The organism is Kocuria rhizosphaericola, from assembly GCF_044462205.1.
In the GTDB taxonomy this organism is placed as follows: domain Bacteria; phylum Actinomycetota; class Actinomycetes; order Actinomycetales; family Micrococcaceae; genus Kocuria; species Kocuria rhizosphaericola.
In genome coordinates this window covers 13226-28518 of the sequence record NZ_JBISWK010000034.1, presented here as the reverse complement: position 1 = coordinate 28518, position 15293 = coordinate 13226, and the positions used below count along the sequence as shown (strand labels likewise).

14 protein-coding genes are annotated in these 15293 nt (G+C 74.5%); 6 read left to right on the top strand and 8 right to left on the bottom strand.

Going from position 1 to position 15293, the window contains the following annotated elements; translation table 11 throughout:
- Window positions 1-59: 59 nt before the first annotated feature.
- On the bottom strand, window positions 60-2324 hold the full coding sequence (locus ACH9D2_RS03410; protein ID WP_396361348.1) for a glycosyltransferase: 2265 nt from the start codon (window positions 2322-2324) through the stop codon (window positions 60-62).
- A gap of 428 nt (window positions 2325-2752) precedes the next feature.
- Here ACH9D2_RS03410 and ACH9D2_RS03405 point away from each other — a divergent pair, with 428 nt between their 5' ends.
- From ACH9D2_RS03405 to ACH9D2_RS03395, 3 genes are all read left to right on the top strand, one after another.
- A complete protein-coding gene (locus ACH9D2_RS03405; protein WP_396361347.1) occupies window positions 2753-3403 on the top strand; it encodes a helix-turn-helix transcriptional regulator in 651 nt (216 codons plus the stop codon).
- 338 nt (window positions 3404-3741) lie between these two features.
- Window positions 3742-5163 (top strand): FAD-binding oxidoreductase, encoded by a 1422-nt coding sequence (locus tag ACH9D2_RS03400; RefSeq protein WP_396361346.1) that lies wholly within the window; start codon window positions 3742-3744, stop codon window positions 5161-5163.
- 28 nt (window positions 5164-5191) lie between these two features.
- The gene (locus tag ACH9D2_RS03395; RefSeq protein ID WP_396361345.1) at window positions 5192-6016 is read left to right on the top strand and encodes an alpha/beta fold hydrolase; all 825 of its coding nucleotides are present in this window, start codon (window positions 5192-5194) and stop codon (window positions 6014-6016) included.
- A 7-nt stretch (window positions 6017-6023) separates the two neighbouring features.
- On the opposite strand, the gene ACH9D2_RS03390 is transcribed toward ACH9D2_RS03395, so the two are convergent.
- From ACH9D2_RS03390 to ACH9D2_RS03380, 3 genes are read right to left on the bottom strand one after another with little or no spacing between them, the layout of a single operon-like run.
- Window positions 6024-6335, bottom strand: a complete 312-nt coding sequence (locus ACH9D2_RS03390; protein ID WP_396361344.1) for an AzlD domain-containing protein — start codon at window positions 6333-6335, stop codon at window positions 6024-6026.
- A complete protein-coding gene (locus ACH9D2_RS03385) occupies window positions 6332-7060 on the bottom strand; it encodes an AzlC family ABC transporter permease (protein WP_396361343.1) in 729 nt (242 codons plus the stop codon). Before ACH9D2_RS03385 ends, ACH9D2_RS03390 begins: the two co-directional genes overlap by 4 nt.
- Window positions 7057-9105, bottom strand: a complete 2049-nt coding sequence (locus ACH9D2_RS03380) for a glycoside hydrolase family 15 protein (protein WP_396361342.1) — start codon at window positions 9103-9105, stop codon at window positions 7057-7059. Before ACH9D2_RS03380 ends, ACH9D2_RS03385 begins: the two co-directional genes overlap by 4 nt.
- Window positions 9106-9203: 98 nt before the next feature.
- On the opposite strand from ACH9D2_RS03380, the gene ACH9D2_RS03375 reads away from it, so the two are divergent.
- The 3 genes from ACH9D2_RS03375 (at window position 9204) to ACH9D2_RS03365 (ending at window position 12079) form a co-directional block, all read left to right on the top strand.
- Window positions 9204-9518 carry a metal-sensitive transcriptional regulator gene (locus tag ACH9D2_RS03375; protein WP_396361341.1) on the top strand — a complete coding sequence of 105 codons (315 nt, stop codon included), beginning with the start codon at window positions 9204-9206 and terminating at the stop codon, window positions 9516-9518.
- A 61-nt stretch (window positions 9519-9579) separates the two neighbouring features.
- On the top strand, window positions 9580-9789 hold the full coding sequence (locus ACH9D2_RS03370; RefSeq protein WP_396361340.1) for a cation transporter: 210 nt from the start codon (window positions 9580-9582) through the stop codon (window positions 9787-9789).
- A 67-nt stretch (window positions 9790-9856) separates the two neighbouring features.
- Complete coding sequence (locus tag ACH9D2_RS03365; RefSeq protein ID WP_396361419.1) at window positions 9857-12079, top strand: heavy metal translocating P-type ATPase; 2223 nt, start codon at window positions 9857-9859, stop codon at window positions 12077-12079.
- A gap of 89 nt (window positions 12080-12168) precedes the next feature.
- Here the strand turns inward: ACH9D2_RS03365 and ACH9D2_RS03360 are convergent, their stop codons facing one another.
- The 4 genes from ACH9D2_RS03360 to pdxR form a co-directional block, all read right to left on the bottom strand.
- Window positions 12169-12366, bottom strand: a complete 198-nt coding sequence (locus ACH9D2_RS03360) for a hypothetical protein (protein ID WP_396361339.1) — start codon at window positions 12364-12366, stop codon at window positions 12169-12171.
- Window positions 12367-12495: 129 nt separating this feature from the next.
- On the bottom strand, window positions 12496-12987 hold the full coding sequence (locus ACH9D2_RS03355; RefSeq protein WP_396361338.1) for a hypothetical protein: 492 nt from the start codon (window positions 12985-12987) through the stop codon (window positions 12496-12498).
- A gap of 60 nt (window positions 12988-13047) precedes the next feature.
- The gene (locus ACH9D2_RS03350; RefSeq protein WP_396361337.1) at window positions 13048-13638 is read right to left on the bottom strand and encodes a DUF308 domain-containing protein; all 591 of its coding nucleotides are present in this window, start codon (window positions 13636-13638) and stop codon (window positions 13048-13050) included.
- 68 nt (window positions 13639-13706) lie between these two features.
- Complete coding sequence (gene pdxR / locus ACH9D2_RS03345; RefSeq protein WP_396361336.1) at window positions 13707-15269, bottom strand: MocR-like pyridoxine biosynthesis transcription factor PdxR; 1563 nt, start codon at window positions 15267-15269, stop codon at window positions 13707-13709.
- Window positions 15270-15293 lie beyond the last annotated feature (24 nt).

Sequence of the window (15293 nt, the reverse complement as noted above, 5' to 3'; positions counted from 1 at the left end):
AAACGTGCGTCCCGAACGGACCGCGCCCGTCCCGGCCCGGCACCTGATGGTGAAGCTTGTCACATCATGACGAAAAATGGGAAGCACCCTGCCGACCGGTCGTGTCGGGCCGGGCCGCTCGTCCCCCGCGCACGGAACGCCACACTCGCCGCCAGAAGGCGGTGAAGCCCCGCTCCGCCACGACCCGTTCCAGCCGGTCGAGCTGGCGGGACTGGGCGCGGACCACCTCCAGGAGCTCGTGCGCGAGCTCCTCGGCGGCGTCCAGCCGACCGTGCAGGGCGGCGGCCTCCTGGGTGGCCGCCCGGCGCAGGTACAGCGGCAGACCGATCCCGTTCTCCGCACTCCACTGCCGCAGCCGGCGGTCGCGCACCGCCAGCTCGTCCCGTGCGGCCGAGCCCCCCCTCCGCCCGCTCCCGGGCCGCGGGCGGGCGCGCAGGGAGCATGCCCACGGAGAAGGTCTCGAGGAAGCGGAGCGTGAACTCCCAGTCCGCTGCGGCGCCCAGGGTCTCGTCGTAGTCGCCGAGCACCCCGTGCACCGCCCGCCGGTACAGGAACGGCGAGTCGGCCGCGGTGCGGTCGCCGTCCAGCACGTCGGTGAGGGTGAGCGCCTCCCGGCCCGCTCGGACGAGGCCCCGCCCCGGCCGGCCGGACGGGAGCTCCTCGCCGCCGCGGGGCCCGTCCTCGGTCCGCACCACGACCCCGTCGTCGGTCACGAGCGGGTCCTCGAGATGGGCCACGGCGCGCTGCAGGAGCGTGGGGGGCCAGTCCTCGTTCCCGTCGTGCCGGACGACGAGCTCCGAGTCCGCGGCCCGCACCCCTCGGTTGGTGGCGGCCGCGGGGCCGAGGGCTCTGCGGTGGCCCAGGACCGTCACGCGCCCCGCGAGCCCGCCCTGCTGTGGCGCCAGGGCCTGGTCCACCTCGGCAGGATCGCCGCCGTCGTTCACGACGACCAGCCGCCAGTCGGCGAACGTCTGCACCAGGAGGTCGTCGACCGCACGGCGCAGACGTGCTGGGCCGTCGCGGTACCGCAGCACGACCGCGACGGTGGGACGCTCGGGCGGCACCTCGGGAACGGTGTACCGGCGGCGGAGGGCGCGGACCACGGGCGCGCCGACTCCGCGCGGCGCAACCACCTCCTCCGGGGCGCAGGGTGGCTGCCGGCCGCGGAGGGCCCCGGCCACGTCGTCCCACCACCGGTCCGCCGCTTCCCGGACCGCCGGCTCGGCGTCCGCCAGCGCGGCACGCACGGCCCCGCGACGCTCCACCGCCTCCGCGGCCCACTGCTGGACGGCCGCCCGGGTGTCCCATGCCACGTCCCCCGGGGTGAGCAGCGCCGCCAGGGGCACGACACCGCCGCCCAGGCCCCAGCCGCTCAGGACGCTGTTCATGCCCTCCAAGGAATATTTGTCCGGTGCCACGGGAAGCACGACGGCTCGCGCCGCCATCCCGAGGGCCGCCCCGCGGGGACACGTGGTCACGACCCAGTCGGCCCGGAGCGCGGCCGGACCCTCCTCGTCGTCCGGCAGGACACGCCGGACGTCGTCCGGCAGCAGCGCGGCCACGTCCGCCGCGAACTCGTCGTCGGCCGAGGTGCCGCCGCAGGCCACGAGCGAGACCATCCCTCCCGTCCGGTGCACCAGGGCATCCAGCACGGCGGCGAGCACCGGAGCGACCTCCTCGGGCGGGAAGGGGCCGTCCGGCCGCCCCACCGCGGCGACGATCCGCGGCGCCGCCGGTCCGCCCTGCCCCGGCGGCTGCTCGGCCGGCCCGCCCTGCCCCGGCGGCTGCTCGGCCGGCCCGCCCTGCTCCGGCGGCCACGCCGGGGCGACGGGCCCCGGGAGGAGGAGCGCGTCCTGCCGGCCGACGCGCAGACCGGGGTGCTCGGGGCACAGCCGGCGGGCCACCGCCAGGGACGTCTCGTCCCGCAGGCCCACGAGGGAGGCGAGGGCGAGCAGCCGGCGCACGGCCCGCTCCGGAACGGCGCCGGCCCCGAGGGCCAGACCGCTGACGACGACGGGCCGGCCGGCACCTGCTGCGGCCCGCGACCGTTCGAGCCAGTGGTCCAGCTGCGCGTCGTCCACGGGCGCGCCCGTCCCGAGGCCGACCAGCAGGAGCGCCTCCGCCTCGGGACGCCGTTCGGGGAGGGGGCTTCCGGGCTCCGGGCGGTCCGACACGGGTGCCGCGAGCGCCGGACCGGCCGCCGGGTCGACGGGCCGTGCGTCGACGCCGCGCAGGGCGAGCTCGGCGAGGAGTCCCTGGAGCTCGTGCTCCGCCCCCGGCAGGCGGCCCGGTGCGCCCGGACCCGGAACAACGTCGATGTGCATGGCGGAACGGACCTTCCCTCGACCGATGCGTGCTCCCCCATTCTTCCAGCCCCGCCCTCCCCTGCTCGCCTCCTGGTGCCCGCTTCCCGGCACGAAAAGCCTCCCCGCGCCGCCCGCCACCACCCCGCACGGGCCCCGCCCGGGCCTGTGCGGTGTGCGAAGTTGCAGGTCCGCACGAAAGCGCCTTGCCCGCGCGCGGGCGGGTCCGCCACTGTGGAGGGACACAGTGCACCATCTCCGCCGGCAGCGCCCGCCCGGAGGACTCCGCACCCTGAGGCTCCCGCCACGCCCCCGTATATTCCTGCAAGGACATATGGACGACGGATCGGCCCCCGGGCACGGACCTCCCGCCGTCGGACCGGGCCGGCGATCCCCCGGCCCCGGAGTTCCCGCCCACCTCATCGCGGGAGACGTCGAGGAGTCCCACCATGTTGAATGCAGCCGTCGTCAGCCCCCAGCCCATGACGCGCATCGCGATGCAGCGCGAGTCCGTCGCCCACCCCGAGCACGGTGTGCGGGTCAGCGCGGTGGCCGGGAACGTCCCGGACTTCCTCGCCCAGAACCCGGCCGAGGAGATGGTGGTCCTGCTGAGCCTGAACACCCTGGACGGTCGCAGCCTCGTGCAGAACGTCACGGACCTCACCGCGCAGGAGCACACCGTGGTGGTGCTGGCGCTGCCGGACGACCTCGCCCGGGTCCGCTCCGCGTTCGCCTGCGGGGCGTCCGGAGCCGTGGGCAAGTGCGAGCCCATCAGGACCGTCTTCCGTACCATGCGCCTCTCCCGGCAGCTGGGCCACTTCGTGAGCGACATGCTCCAGTCGGCCCTGGCCGAGCTGCCCAGCAGGGCGCCGGCGAAGCTCTCCGCCCGGGAGCGCGAGGTGCTCGCGCTCTACGTGGACGGCCTCCAGGAGCAGGAGGTGGCCGGGCTGCTGCAGATCGCGGAGTCCACGGTGGAGGAGCACCTCAAGCGGATCCGCCGCAAGTACGCTCTGGTGGAACGGCCGGCCCGCACCAAGCTCGAGCTGTACAAGCGCGCCGTCGAGGACGGGATCATCCCGCCGGTGCTGCCGCTGGGCTGAAGCACCGGGCCGGTCCCTCCGCCCGGCGAGAGCCCCGCCCGCCCGGTCCCTGCCCCGCTGAACGGTGTCCGGACCATTGTGTCCGGACCAATGTGTCCGGACCATTGCGTCCGGGCCGTTGTGCCGCGTCGGAGACACTTCTACCCTGGTGGGAGCACCATCCCGCGCCGTTCCGCATCCCCCGCACCGGAACAGAAGCCCCGGCGGGGCCGAGCGCCCGGACCGCTCCGCGTTCGCTCGCGACCCTTCCGGCATCGCCGACGACGGTCTGCGCACCGCCGTCGAGCACCAGCACCAGCCCGGGGGCGCGTGGCCCCCGACCACAGGAAGCCAGTCCCATGAATGCCGTGGACCGCGGGGAGCACGAGCACGAGATCACCCGAGAGCTCGAGAAGCTCCGGACCCATCTGACCGGAACGCTGGTCGAGCCCGACGACCCCCTCTACGACGAGGCGAGACGGGTCTGGAACGGCATGGTCGACGCGCGGCCCCGTGCGATCGTGCAGGCCGGATCCGTGTCCGACATCGACCCGGTGCTGGCCGCCGCCCAGCACACGGAGCTGCCGCTGGCCGTCCGCGGCGGCGGGCACAACATAGCCGGCCACGGCACCGTGGAGGGCGGCATCGTCCTGGACCTCGGCGCGCTGCGGCGGGTCGAGGTGGACCCGCGGACCCGTCGCGTGACCGTCGAGCCGGGCGCGACCCTCGCCGACGTCGACCGGGCCACCACCCCGCACGGGCTGGCGGTGCCCCTCGGCGTGGTGAGCGCCACCGGGGTCGCGGGACTCACCCTGGGCGGGGGCGTCGGCTGGCTGACGCGCAGCAACGGCCTGAGCCTCGACAACCTCGTGGACGCCGAGGTGGTCACCGGGACCCGGGAGCACCTGCACGCCAACGCCGAGCACAACCCGGACCTGTTCTGGGGCATCCGCGGCGGCGGGGGGAACTTCGGCGTCGTGTCCTCCTTCACGTTCCTGGCCCGGGAGCTGCCCCCGTCCGTGCTGGGCGGGAACCTGATCTACCGGCGCGAGAAGTGGCGCGCGGCCCTGCAGGCGTTCGCCCGCTGGACGGCGGACCTGCCGGACGAGATGAACGGCATCGTCTCGATCCTCCGGCTGCCGGCCGGCTTCGGCGTGGGCGAGGAGCCCGTGCTGATCATCGGCTTCGCCTGGATGTCGCCCGACCACGACGAGGGCCTGCGCCTGGTCGAGCGGCTGCGGGCCGACGCCCCACCGGACGAGGAGGAGGTGGGCCCCGTGCAGTGGACCGAGTGGCAGTCGGCCATGGACGAGGTCTTCCCGAAGGGCTCGCGCGGCTACTGGAAGAACGCCTCGTTCTCCCGCTTGGACGACGAGGTGGTCGACACCCTGCTGGGCGTGGCCTCGGAGATCACCTGGTTCGGCACGGGTATCGACGTCCACCACCTGGAGGGGTTCTTCGGGCGGGTGCCCGCCGGGGCCACCGCCTTCCCGAACCGGTCCGCGCGGTACTGGCTCAACGTCTACGGCTACTGGCAGGACGCCGCCGAGGACGTCCGCCTCACGGCGTTCGCCCGGAAGGCCCACGCCGCCATGGAACCGTTCGCCGACACGGGCCTCTATGTGAACTTCCTGGGCGCCGAGCACGGCCCGGTCACGTCCGAGGCGGCACGGCAGGCCTACGGGGAGCGGACGCACCGGCGTCTCGTCGAGCTGAAGAACCGCTACGACCCCGGCAACCTGTTCCGCCTCAACCACAACATCCTGCCGACCGCCGCATGACGACACCCGGGACGAGGAGGGCGGACCCGTGGGACAGCACGTGCACGCAGAAGGCCTCGACATCTGGACGGAACAGGTGGGCAGCGGCCCTGACGTCCTCCTGATCGGCGGACTCGGGGACACGGTCGAGTCCTGGCAGTTCCAGCTGGACGGACTCGCCGACCGCTACCGGATCACGGCGTTCGACAACCGGGGCGCGGGCCGCACCGCCATCACGGAGGAGGAGCTGACGGTGGAGCAGCTGGCCGACGACGCCGCCGGGGTACTCCGGGCGCTCGGCGTCCCCGCCGCCCACGTGGCCGGCTTCTCCGGAGGCAGCGTCATCGCGCAGGAGCTGACCCTGCGCCACCCGGAGCTCGTCCGCAGCCTCGTGCTGCAGAGCACGTGGCCGGCGATGGACCCGTACCTCCGGTCGTGGGGGCTCTTCGTCCGCTGGCTGGTCGAGGCCGCCCCGGGCGAGCGCGAGTTCCTGGAGTGGTTCTCCATGTTCATCTACACGCCGCGGGCGCACAACGACGGCACGGTGGGCCGGTTCATCGACGAGGTCCTCGCCTTTCCGCACAAGCAGCCGACGGAGAACGTGCAGCGCCACCTCGACGCGTTCCTCGGCCACGACACCACCGACCGCCTGCCCCGGATCGCGACCCCGACGTACGTCCTGGCCGGGGGCCGGGACATCACCGCCCGCCCGGAGCTGGGCCGCACCGTCGCGGACCTGATCCCCGGCGCCCGGTTCCAGGTCCTGGCGGAGGAGTCCCACCAGCCCTTCCAGGAGGCCCCGGAGCAGTGGAACGGCCTGGTCGACGCATTCTGGCAGGAGGTCGAGGCGCCGGACGCCACGCGTCGCGGCTGAGCCACGGTCAGGGCGCGCCGAGCAGCCGGAGCACGGCGGCCGCGACCGCTCCCAGCACGACGACCACGAGGAACGGGGCTCGCAGCACCAGGGCGACCCCTGCCACGAGCAGCGCGCCGAGCCGGGCGTCGAGGACCAGGGCCTGGCCGGCCCCGAACGCGTTCATGACCACGAGCGCGGCGAGCAGGCCCACGGTCACGGTGCCCGCCATGCGCCCGACGCGGGGGTCGTCCAGCACCCGGTCCGGCACGAGGTAGCCGACGAGCTTCAGGGCGTAGGCGAGCGCGCACGCCCCGAGCACCCAGAACCACATGCTCATGCCCCCGCCTCCTGCGCGCCGGGGCCTGCTGCGGCCCCGGCCGGTCCGGCGCCGCGGGAGCGGCCCAGGAACGCCGCGACCACGGCGGCCACGAGGATCGGCAGCCCCGCCGGCAGCACGGGGATGGTCAGGGCCGTGACGAGACCGCAGACCACCGCGACCGCCACGGGCTCCCGGGCGCTCAGCCGCGGCCACAGCAGGCCGAGGAACGCGGCCACGGCGGCGCCGTCCAGGCCCCACCGGGCGGGATCACCCAGGGCGTTGCCGAGCAGGGCGCCCAGCACGGTGAACAGGTTCCAGAGCACGAACACGCCCAGGCCCGCGGTCCAGAACCCCCGTCGCTCCTCCACGGGGTGGACCTGGGAGGAGGCGGCCGCGTTGGACTCGTCGATGGTCACGTGCGCGGCGAGGAGCCTGCGCCAGCCGCGCGGGCGGACGAGGGCGTTCATGCTCATCCCGTAGACGGCGTTGCGGATCCCGAGCAGCGTGGCGGCGCCCAGCGCCGAGGCCCCGGCGCCCCCTCCGGAGACCACCCCGATGAAGGCGAACTGGGAGCCCCCCGTGAACATGAGCGCGGACAGGGCGACGGTCTGCCAGAAGGTGAGTCCCGCCGCCACGGACAGGGCCCCGAAGGAGATCCCGTACAGCCCGGTGGCCGCGGCCACCGACAGGCCGATCCGGACCGCCGGCGAGGACCGCCAGTCCACGGGAGCCGCGTGGCTCACGAGGCGCTGCCCGCGGCGACGGCGGAGGACCCGTCCGCGCCCCGTCCCGGTCCGGTCGCGGTCACGTGCGTCTCGGCCGGCGCCCGGCGTCCCTGGGCGGCGTCGAGCGCGTCCAGGGCCTGGACGAGGGCGAGGTGGGTGAAGGTCTGGGGGAAGTTGCCGGTCAACCGCCGGTGCTCGGGCGACCACTCGGTGGAGAGCAGCCCGAGGTCGTTGGCGCGGGACAGCACGAGGTCCACGAGCTTCCGGGCGCTGTCCGTGCGGCCCGACCGCGCGTACTGGGCGGCCAGCCACAGGGACGCACCGAGGTGCGGGTTGTCCTGGCCGGGGAAGCCGTCCACCCCGATGACCCCGGCGTACGCGTCGGGGTCGTCGGGGTCCACCGGGCCCAGGACGTTGCGGTAGCGGTGGATCAGTCCACTGGGGTGGCGCAGCTCCTCCTCGATCCGCCGCACGGTCCCGAGCATCCGCTCGTCCTCGTAGGCCACGAACCCCACCTGCGGCAGCTGGAGCAGGGACGCGTCCACGGTCTTCGCCCCGTAGTACTGGACGAAGGAACCGACCTCGGGGTCGTAGCCGCTCGTCCAGATCTCCTCGGCGAGCGCGTCCCGCAGCTGCTCCCACAGCTGCGCGTCGCCGGGCAGGCCGTGCACGCGCACGGCGTCCACGCCGCACTGGAGGGCCGCCCACATCAGCACGCGCGAGTGCGTGTAGTACTGCCGTTCGCCGCGCATCTCCCAGAGGCCCTGGTCCGTGACCTCGTAGTTCTCCACGACCGAGCGCAGCATCGCCTGCTGCAGGGGCCAGGAGAGGTGGTCCTCCACGGCGCCGCGGCGGCGGAGCTTCTCGAAGACCACCATGACGTGGCCCACGGCGTCGGACTGGTGCTGGCCGGCGGCGCCGTTGCCCTCGCGGACCGGCCGGGAGCGCTCGTAGCCGGGCAGGTCGAGCTGGTGCTCGCGCCCGCGGCGCTCCCCGGCGACCCCGTAGATGTTCTGCAGGTCGTGCGGGTCGCCCGCCACGGCGCGCAGCAGCCAGTTGCGCAGCTGCGCGGCCTCGCGGTCGTGGTCGTGGTCGAGCATGACCTCGAGGGCCATCGCGGCGTCCCGCAGCCAGGCGAAGCGGTGGTCCCAGTTGCGCTCCCCGCCGACCACGTCCGGCAGGGACGTGGTGGGGGCGGCCACCAGCCCGCCCGTCTCCTGGTGCATCAGCGCGCGCACCACGAGCAGCGAGCGCCGGACCACGTCCGAGCGCCGGGCCACGGCATGACCGCGGACCGGGACGATGTGCACCGGCTCGTCCTCCTCGGCGGCCGGCGGGGAATACAGCCCCGACCAGTCCTGCCACAGCTCCACGGTGCGGGTGAGCTGCTCGTTGACGTCGATGGGCGACGGGGGCGTGCGGTGGGACGGGAAGTGGGTGAGGACGAAATCCCGTGCCTGGCCGGCGGAGACGGTGAAGGTGCCGCGGTGGCGGCGCTCGTCGTCGTCGTCCGTGGACTCGGGCAGGGGCTCTCCGCGCAGCACGAGGGCGTCCGGGCCGGCCATGGCCACGAGCATGGGCGGGGCGGCATCGCCGCTCTCCGGGTCCTCCTCCCCCTCGAAGCGGCTGATCCAGGGGACCACGGCGCCGTAGCCGAAGCGCACCCGCAGCTCGTGGTACATCTCGACCTCGCCCGTGAGTCCCTCGACGCGGCGGACCACGTCCGTGCGGGAGGTCAGCGGGAGGAAGTCGGTCACCCGCACGGAGCCGGAGTCCGTGACCCACACGGTCTGCAGCACGAACGTGTTCTCCACGTAGAACCGCTCGGCGACCTGGGCGCCGCCCTCCTCCTCATCGAGGACCTCGCCGTCGCCCCCCTCCGCGACCGTGCTCGCGGGGGCCAGCAGCCACCGTCCGTGGTCGGCCTCCCCGAGCAGGGCGCCGAAGACCGAGGGGGAGTCGAACCGGGGCGCGCACAGCCAGTCGATGGACCCGGTGCGGGAGACGAGCGGACCTGTGCGCATGTTCGAGAGCAGCGCGTAGTCCTCGATCAGTGAAGCCATGCCTCAAGATTCGCACATCTGCGGGGGCTGCCCGGCACCGGGGTGGAGTGATACCCCTAAGGGGTATACAGTGGGGGCGGGACGACCGAGGAGGACCCATGACGCAGACCCTGCCGCCGCACGGGTACAGCCACGACAAGGATGCCTGGCTCAAGCGGCTGCGCCGCATCGAGGGACAGGTCCGCGGCATCCACCGGATGGTCGAGGAGGACAAGTACTGCATCGACATCCTCACCCAGGTCTCCGCGATCCAGTCCGCCCTCAAGGCCGTCAGCCTGGGCCTGCTGGACGAGCACCTGAACCACTGCGTGGTGGACGCCGTCGAGGCCGCCCAGGAGTCCGGGGACGTCGCCCACATCGACGACAAGCTCCAGGAGGCCTCCGCGGCCATCGCGCGCCTGCTGAAGAGCTGACCCGCTCCCGCCGGACGACCCCTCCCCCGAACGAACCCGCTGAAACCCAGAGGAGACCACCGTGCAGACCACCGTCAATGTTTCCGGAATGACCTGCGGCCACTGCGTCATGTCCGTCACCGAGGAGCTCACCGAGCTGGAGGGCGTCGAGTCCGTCGACGTCGACCTCATGGCCGGCGGGGTCTCCCCCGTCGTCCTGACCTCCTCCCGCGAGCTGCCGGAGGACGAGATCAAGGAGGCCGTCGAGGAAGCGGGGTACACCGTTGCCTGAGACCCGCACGCCCGTCCCCACCGAGGTCGCCGGGCCGCTGCGCACCCTCGAGCTCGAGATCACGGGCATGACGTGCTCCTCGTGCGTCAGCCGGGTGGAGAAGAAGCTGGGCAAGCTCGACGGCGTCGACGCGTCCGTCAACCTCGCCCTCGAGACCGCCACCGTGCACGTGCCCGAGGGCGTGAGCGACGAGCAGGTCGTCGAGACCGTCGAGAAGGCCGGGTACGGCGCCGCCCTCAAGAACGCAGCCGGGGACGACGACGCCACGGACCCGGACAGCTCCGACGCCATGACGAAGGTCGCCGGTCGCGAGGCGTCGTCGCTGCGCTCGCCCGGGTCCCTGCGCCGGCGCCTCCTCGTGGCGGCTGTGCTCTCCGTCCCGGTGTTCGTGATCTCGATGCTGCCCGGCTTCCAGTTCCCGCACTGGGGCTGGGTGGTCGCGGTCCTGAGCCTGCCGGTCGTGACGTGGGCGGCGTGGCCGTTCCACCGCTCGGCGGCGATCAACGCCCGCCACCTGACCTCCACCATGGACACCCTCGTGTCCCTGGGCGTGTCCGCCGCGTACCTGTTCTCGCTGTGGAACCTGCTGCGCGAGCCCGGCATGACGGCCGGCGCGATGCTCGGCCACGCGATGGACATGAGCGGGCACCAGCTCTACTTCGAGACCGGGGCGCTCGTCACCGCGTTCCTGCTGCTGGGCCGCTACCTGGAGGCCCGGGCGAAGGCGCGCTCCGGCGAGGCGCTGCGCGCGCTGCTGGAGCTGGGCGCGAAGGACGCGGTGGTCCTGCGGGACGGCGTCGAGACGAACCTGCCCGCGGAGCAGCTGCGCCCGGGGGACCTGATCGTCGTGCGCCCCGGCGAGAAGATCGCCGCCGACGGCGTGGTCGTGGACGGCCGCTCGGCCGTGGACACCTCCCTGCTCACAGGTGAGTCCCTGCCGGTGGAGGTGGAGGTCGGCGACACCGTCACCGGCGCCACGATCAACGCCAACGGCCGCCTGCTGGTCGAGGCGACCCGCGTGGGCGCCGACACCACCCTGGCCCAGATGGGCCGGATGGTGTCCCGCGCGCAGTCGAGCAAGGCCCCCGTGGCGCGGCTGGCCGACCGGATCTCGGGGGTCTTCGTCCCGATCGTCCTGGTGCTCGCCCTGGCCACCCTGACCGGCTGGCTCCTGCTGACCGGGGACGTCAACGCGGCCTTCGTGGCCGCGGTCTCCGTGCTCGTGATCGCCTGCCCCTGCGCCCTCGGCCTGGCCACGCCCACGGCCCTGCTCACCGGCACGGGCCGGGGCGCGCAGCTGGGCATCCTGATCAAGGGCGCCGAGGTGCTCGAGGACACCCGCACCGTGGACACCGTGGTGCTCGACAAGACGGGCACCGTCACGAGCGGTCAGCTGTCCGTCGCGGCCGTGACGCCCGTGTCCGGGTACTCCCGGGACCAGGTGCTGGACCTCGCGGCCACCGTGGAGCAGCACTCCGAGCACCCCATCGCGCGGGCCGTGGCCGCGGCCACCCCGCACCGGTTCCCGGTCTCCGGGTTCGTCTCGGCCCCCGGCGGCGGCGTGCGCGCCCACGTGGCGGACGGGATGCACTCCCGCTCGGTGGTGGTCGGGCGCACCACCTGGCTGGCCGAGAACGGCGTGCGCCTGGACGGGGACCAGCTCGACGCCCTGCGCCGGGCCCAGGAGGGCGGGTTCACCACGATCCTCGTGGCCGTCGACGGCGCCCTGGCCGGTTTCGTCGACCTGCGCGACACCGTCAAGGGCGGCGCCCGCGAGGCGATCCAGCGGCTCAAGGAGCTGGGGCTGCGACCCCTGCTGCTGACCGGCGACAACGAGCCCGTGGCACGGGCCGTCGCCGCGGAGGCCGGCATCGCCGCCGAGGACGTCGTCGCGGACGTCAGCCCGGAGGGCAAGGTCGCGGTGGTCCGCGACCTGCAGGACGACGGCCGCGTGGTCGCCATGGTGGGCGACGGCGTCAACGACGCCGCGGCCCTGGCACAGGCCGACCTCGGGATCGCGATGGGCGCCGGCACGGACGCGGCGATCGAGGCCGCGGACATCACGGTGGTGCGCAGCGACGTCGGCTCGGTGCCCACGGCCATCGCCCTGTCCCGCCGGACCCTGTCGATCATCAAGTCGAACCTGTTCTGGGCCTTCGCCTACAACACGGTGGCCATCCCCGTGGCGGCCGCCGGCCTGCTCAACCCGGTGATCGCGGGGGCCGCCATGGCCTTCAGCTCCGTGTTCGTGGTGCTGAACTCCCTGCGGCTGCGGAGCTTCGGGCGCTGACCCCGCCGCACCGGCCCCGCCGGACGCACGACGCCCCGGGGAGGACCCTTGGTCCTCCCCGGGGCGTCGTGCGTTCCGCGAGGTGCTGCTCAGGCGCCGGCCTGGCCGGAGTCGACCGGGCTGTCCTCCTCCACCTCCAGCTCGGGCACCTCGGACTTGTAGTCCTCCTGCGCCACGTCCGTGGGGTCGTCGTCAGGACCGGTCTCCTGCTTGGCGGCCATTCGCTGCTCGACCTCGCGGTCGAACTCGTCGTCGCCCTCGGTGGGTGGTTCCGACTGCTGGCTCATGCTGGTTCCCGTCGTCCGGTGTCGAGCAGGGCGCGGGGTCGGCCCTGCTCAGGTGCTGTCCAATCTACTGAGCGCACGGGCCGACTGCCAATGACTCGCGCGCCGGACCGGTGGCCTCGGGGCGGGCGCTCAGGCGCGCGGGGCGGAACCGCCGTCGTCGCCCGTCGTCCCGCCCGTCGTCCCGCCGGTCGCCCCGCCGGTCGTCCCGTCCGCCGGAGCGGTGCCGTCGGCGGAGCGCCGGCCGAGGAGGTCCTCGCCCTCGGTGTCGGGCGGGACACGCTGGCCGAACTCGGCCTCGCCGGCCGGTCTCGCGGCCGCCTGGCGGCGGGCCCGGGTCTCGGCGTAGAGCTTGGCCGAGGAGCGGTTGACGCCCGTGCCCTCGCCGAGGTGGGGGTCGTTGGGCTTCTCGACGATCATCAGGGTGGCGCTGATCACGAGCGTCACGATGAACGCGATGCCGGCGGCGATGAAGGCCAGGTCCAGGCGCAGGGCGTTGTCCGTGCCGCCGCTGGCGAAGATCCCCACGGCGACGAACGCGATGGCCGCGAGCACCGCCGACAGGATCAGGGGGCCCTTGACGTCGGCCCGGGAGCCGCCTCTCGAGCCCTTGCGCTGTGCCACTGGTCCTCCTCGTGAGCTGGTGTCCTCGGCAGGACGGGGCCTGCCGTGCGGTGGCCCAGTCTACGCGGTCCCGGAGGGGGCCCGTCCCCGGCGGTCCTCGTGCCGGAGGGTCAGGGCGGCCAGCAGGTGGGTGACGCCGATGACCACCGCGGCGGCCCCCACCACTCCGAAGAGCGCCTTGGCGCCGAGGTCCACCACGAGCACGAGGCCCGTGGCGGCGAGGACCGTGACGAGTCCGGCGATGGTCCAGTCGCGGCCCAGCGGGAAGGTCGTGCGGAACCTCAGCCCGAGGGCCAGCTCCGTGAGCCCGGCCAGGCCCATGACGGACGCCGCGTAGACCACGAGCCACGCGGGGGTGTCGGCGCCGAGGATCGTGAAGATCCCGCCCAGGAGGTACAGCACGCCGTAGGACTGCGGGATCTGCCGGGTGGGGCCCATGTCCACGTGGTCGTTGCCGTTGAGGCGCAGCTGCAGGAGCACGCTCGCCGCACCCGTGAGCACGAGGTACAGCCCCACGCCCCAGGCCACCACGGGCAGCGTGGGCTCCTGCCAGAACACGGTCACGCCGCCGAAGACCAGGGCCACGAGCGCGCGCAGCAGCGTGGGCGCGAACAGGTCGCGGTGGATGCCGGTGCTCGGGTCGGGGATCACGGTGCGCCTTTCGGGGGACGTGCTGGCGAGGAGGTCCCGGCGGAACGGCCCGCGGGGCACGGGTCAGTCTAGCGACCGGAGCCGGGCCCGGGCGCCGAGAGCACCCGGGCCAGGACCGCGAGGGCGTCCGGGAGGGCGTCGCCCTCCGGGGCGGCACCGGTGGCGCCGAAGCCGACGACGACGCCGCGGCGGCCGCCCCCCGCGCCGTGCGCCCAGTACGAGCCCAGTGCCGCCACCCGCACGCCCGCGGCGGCGGCACGGTCCACGACGTCCTGTTCCTCGAACGGCACCTCCCCCGTGAACTCGAGGACGGCATGCAGCCCGCCGTCCATGGGCACGGCCCGCACCCCGCGGACCCCCACGAGGGCCGCGGTGAGCAGGTCCCGCCGGCGCCGGTACTCCCGCCGCATCCGGGCGGTGTGCCGGCGCAGACCGCCCTCGGCCAGGAAGCGGGCCATGGCGTCCTGGGCCACCGCGGAGGCGGGGTTGCCCAGGTCCGTGCGCAGCCGCAGCAGGTCCTCCCGCAGGGCGGGCGGGGCCAGCAGGTAGCCGACCCCCAGCCCGGGCGCGAGGACCTTGGTGAAGGAGCCCAGCGTGGCCACGTGGCCGCCGGCGCCGAGCAGCCGACCCGGGGCGGGGGGCTCCGGGACCGCGCCCGGGGCGTGGTCGAGGGAGGACAGGGCGGGGAGCGGCTCGCCCACGTAGCGCAGCTCGGAGTCGTAGTCGTCCTCCACGATCAGCGCGTCGTGGGCGCGTGCCCAGCCGAGCAGCTCGAGCCGGCGGGCGGCGGGCATCGACGCCCCGAGGGGGTACTGGTGGCTGGGGGTCACGATCACGGCGTCCGGGGGCCGCTCGATCTCCCACTCCCCCGGACCGGCCCACGCGCCGGCCCACGCGCCGGACGGGAGCCGGGCGGGGTCGAGCCCCTGCTCGTCGATCGGCACGGGCAGCACCTCGTGGCCGAGCCGCTGCGGCACCCGGCGCAGCGAGGGGTAGCCGGGGTCCTCGACGGCGACCCGCAGGCCGCGGCCCGCGTGGCCGCCGAGCACCGCGAGCAGCAGCTGGAGGCCGTCCCGGGCGCCCGCCGTGACGAAGAGGTCCTCGGGGTCCCGGACCACGCCGCGCATCAGCCGCAGGTGCTCGGCGATCTGCTCGCGCAGCGGTTCCCAGCCCTGGGGCGGGGGCGCTCCCGTCCCGGCGGCGGCCGCGGCGTCCCGCCACGCGGCGCGCCACTGCGGGGTGGCCAGCCGTCCGGTGTCGGGCCGTCCGGGCGTGAGGTCGATCATGGGCCGCTCCCGGGCCAGGCGCGGCGGCGGCACGGGCGGGCGGGGGCCGGGCCGGGCCGCGGGGGGCTCCGCGCGGGAGCGGGCCAGGTCGGGGTGGACCACTGTGGCCCCGTTGGTCGCGTGCAGGTAGCCCTCGCCGTGGAGCTGGTCGTAGGCGGTGACCACGGAGCCGCGCGAGATCCCCAGCCGGGCGGCGAGCCCGCGCGTCGAGGGCAGCGCGTCCCCGGGGCGCAGGGCACCGGAGACCACCAGCTCCCGCAGCTGCTGGACGAGCTGGGCGGGCAGCGGCGCGGGATCCGCCCGGTCCACGCGCACGGGCAGCTCGACGTCGTGGGGATGCCGCACGGGTCCGCTCCTCTCCCGCCAGGA

What these genes read in the sequence shown, in the direction of transcription:
- ACH9D2_RS03360 (WP_396361339.1), bottom strand. Translation starts at nt 12,366, where the DNA reads ATGAGCCAGCAGTCGGAACCACCCACCGAGGGCGACGACGAGTTCGAC.
- ACH9D2_RS03365 (WP_396361419.1), top strand. Translation starts at nt 9,857, where the DNA reads ATGACGTGCTCCTCGTGCGTCAGCCGGGTGGAGAAGAAGCTGGGCAAG.
- ACH9D2_RS03400 (WP_396361346.1), top strand. Translation starts at nt 3,742, where the DNA reads ATGAATGCCGTGGACCGCGGGGAGCACGAGCACGAGATCACCCGAGAG.
- ACH9D2_RS03405 (WP_396361347.1), top strand. Translation starts at nt 2,753, where the DNA reads ATGTTGAATGCAGCCGTCGTCAGCCCCCAGCCCATGACGCGCATCGCG.
- ACH9D2_RS03380 (WP_396361342.1), bottom strand. Translation starts at nt 9,105, where the DNA reads ATGGCTTCACTGATCGAGGACTACGCGCTGCTCTCGAACATGCGCACA.
- ACH9D2_RS03390 (WP_396361344.1), bottom strand. Translation starts at nt 6,335, where the DNA reads ATGAGCATGTGGTTCTGGGTGCTCGGGGCGTGCGCGCTCGCCTACGCC.
- ACH9D2_RS03410 (WP_396361348.1), bottom strand. Translation starts at nt 2,324, where the DNA reads ATGCACATCGACGTTGTTCCGGGTCCGGGCGCACCGGGCCGCCTGCCG.
- ACH9D2_RS03375 (WP_396361341.1), top strand. Translation starts at nt 9,204, where the DNA reads ATGACGCAGACCCTGCCGCCGCACGGGTACAGCCACGACAAGGATGCC.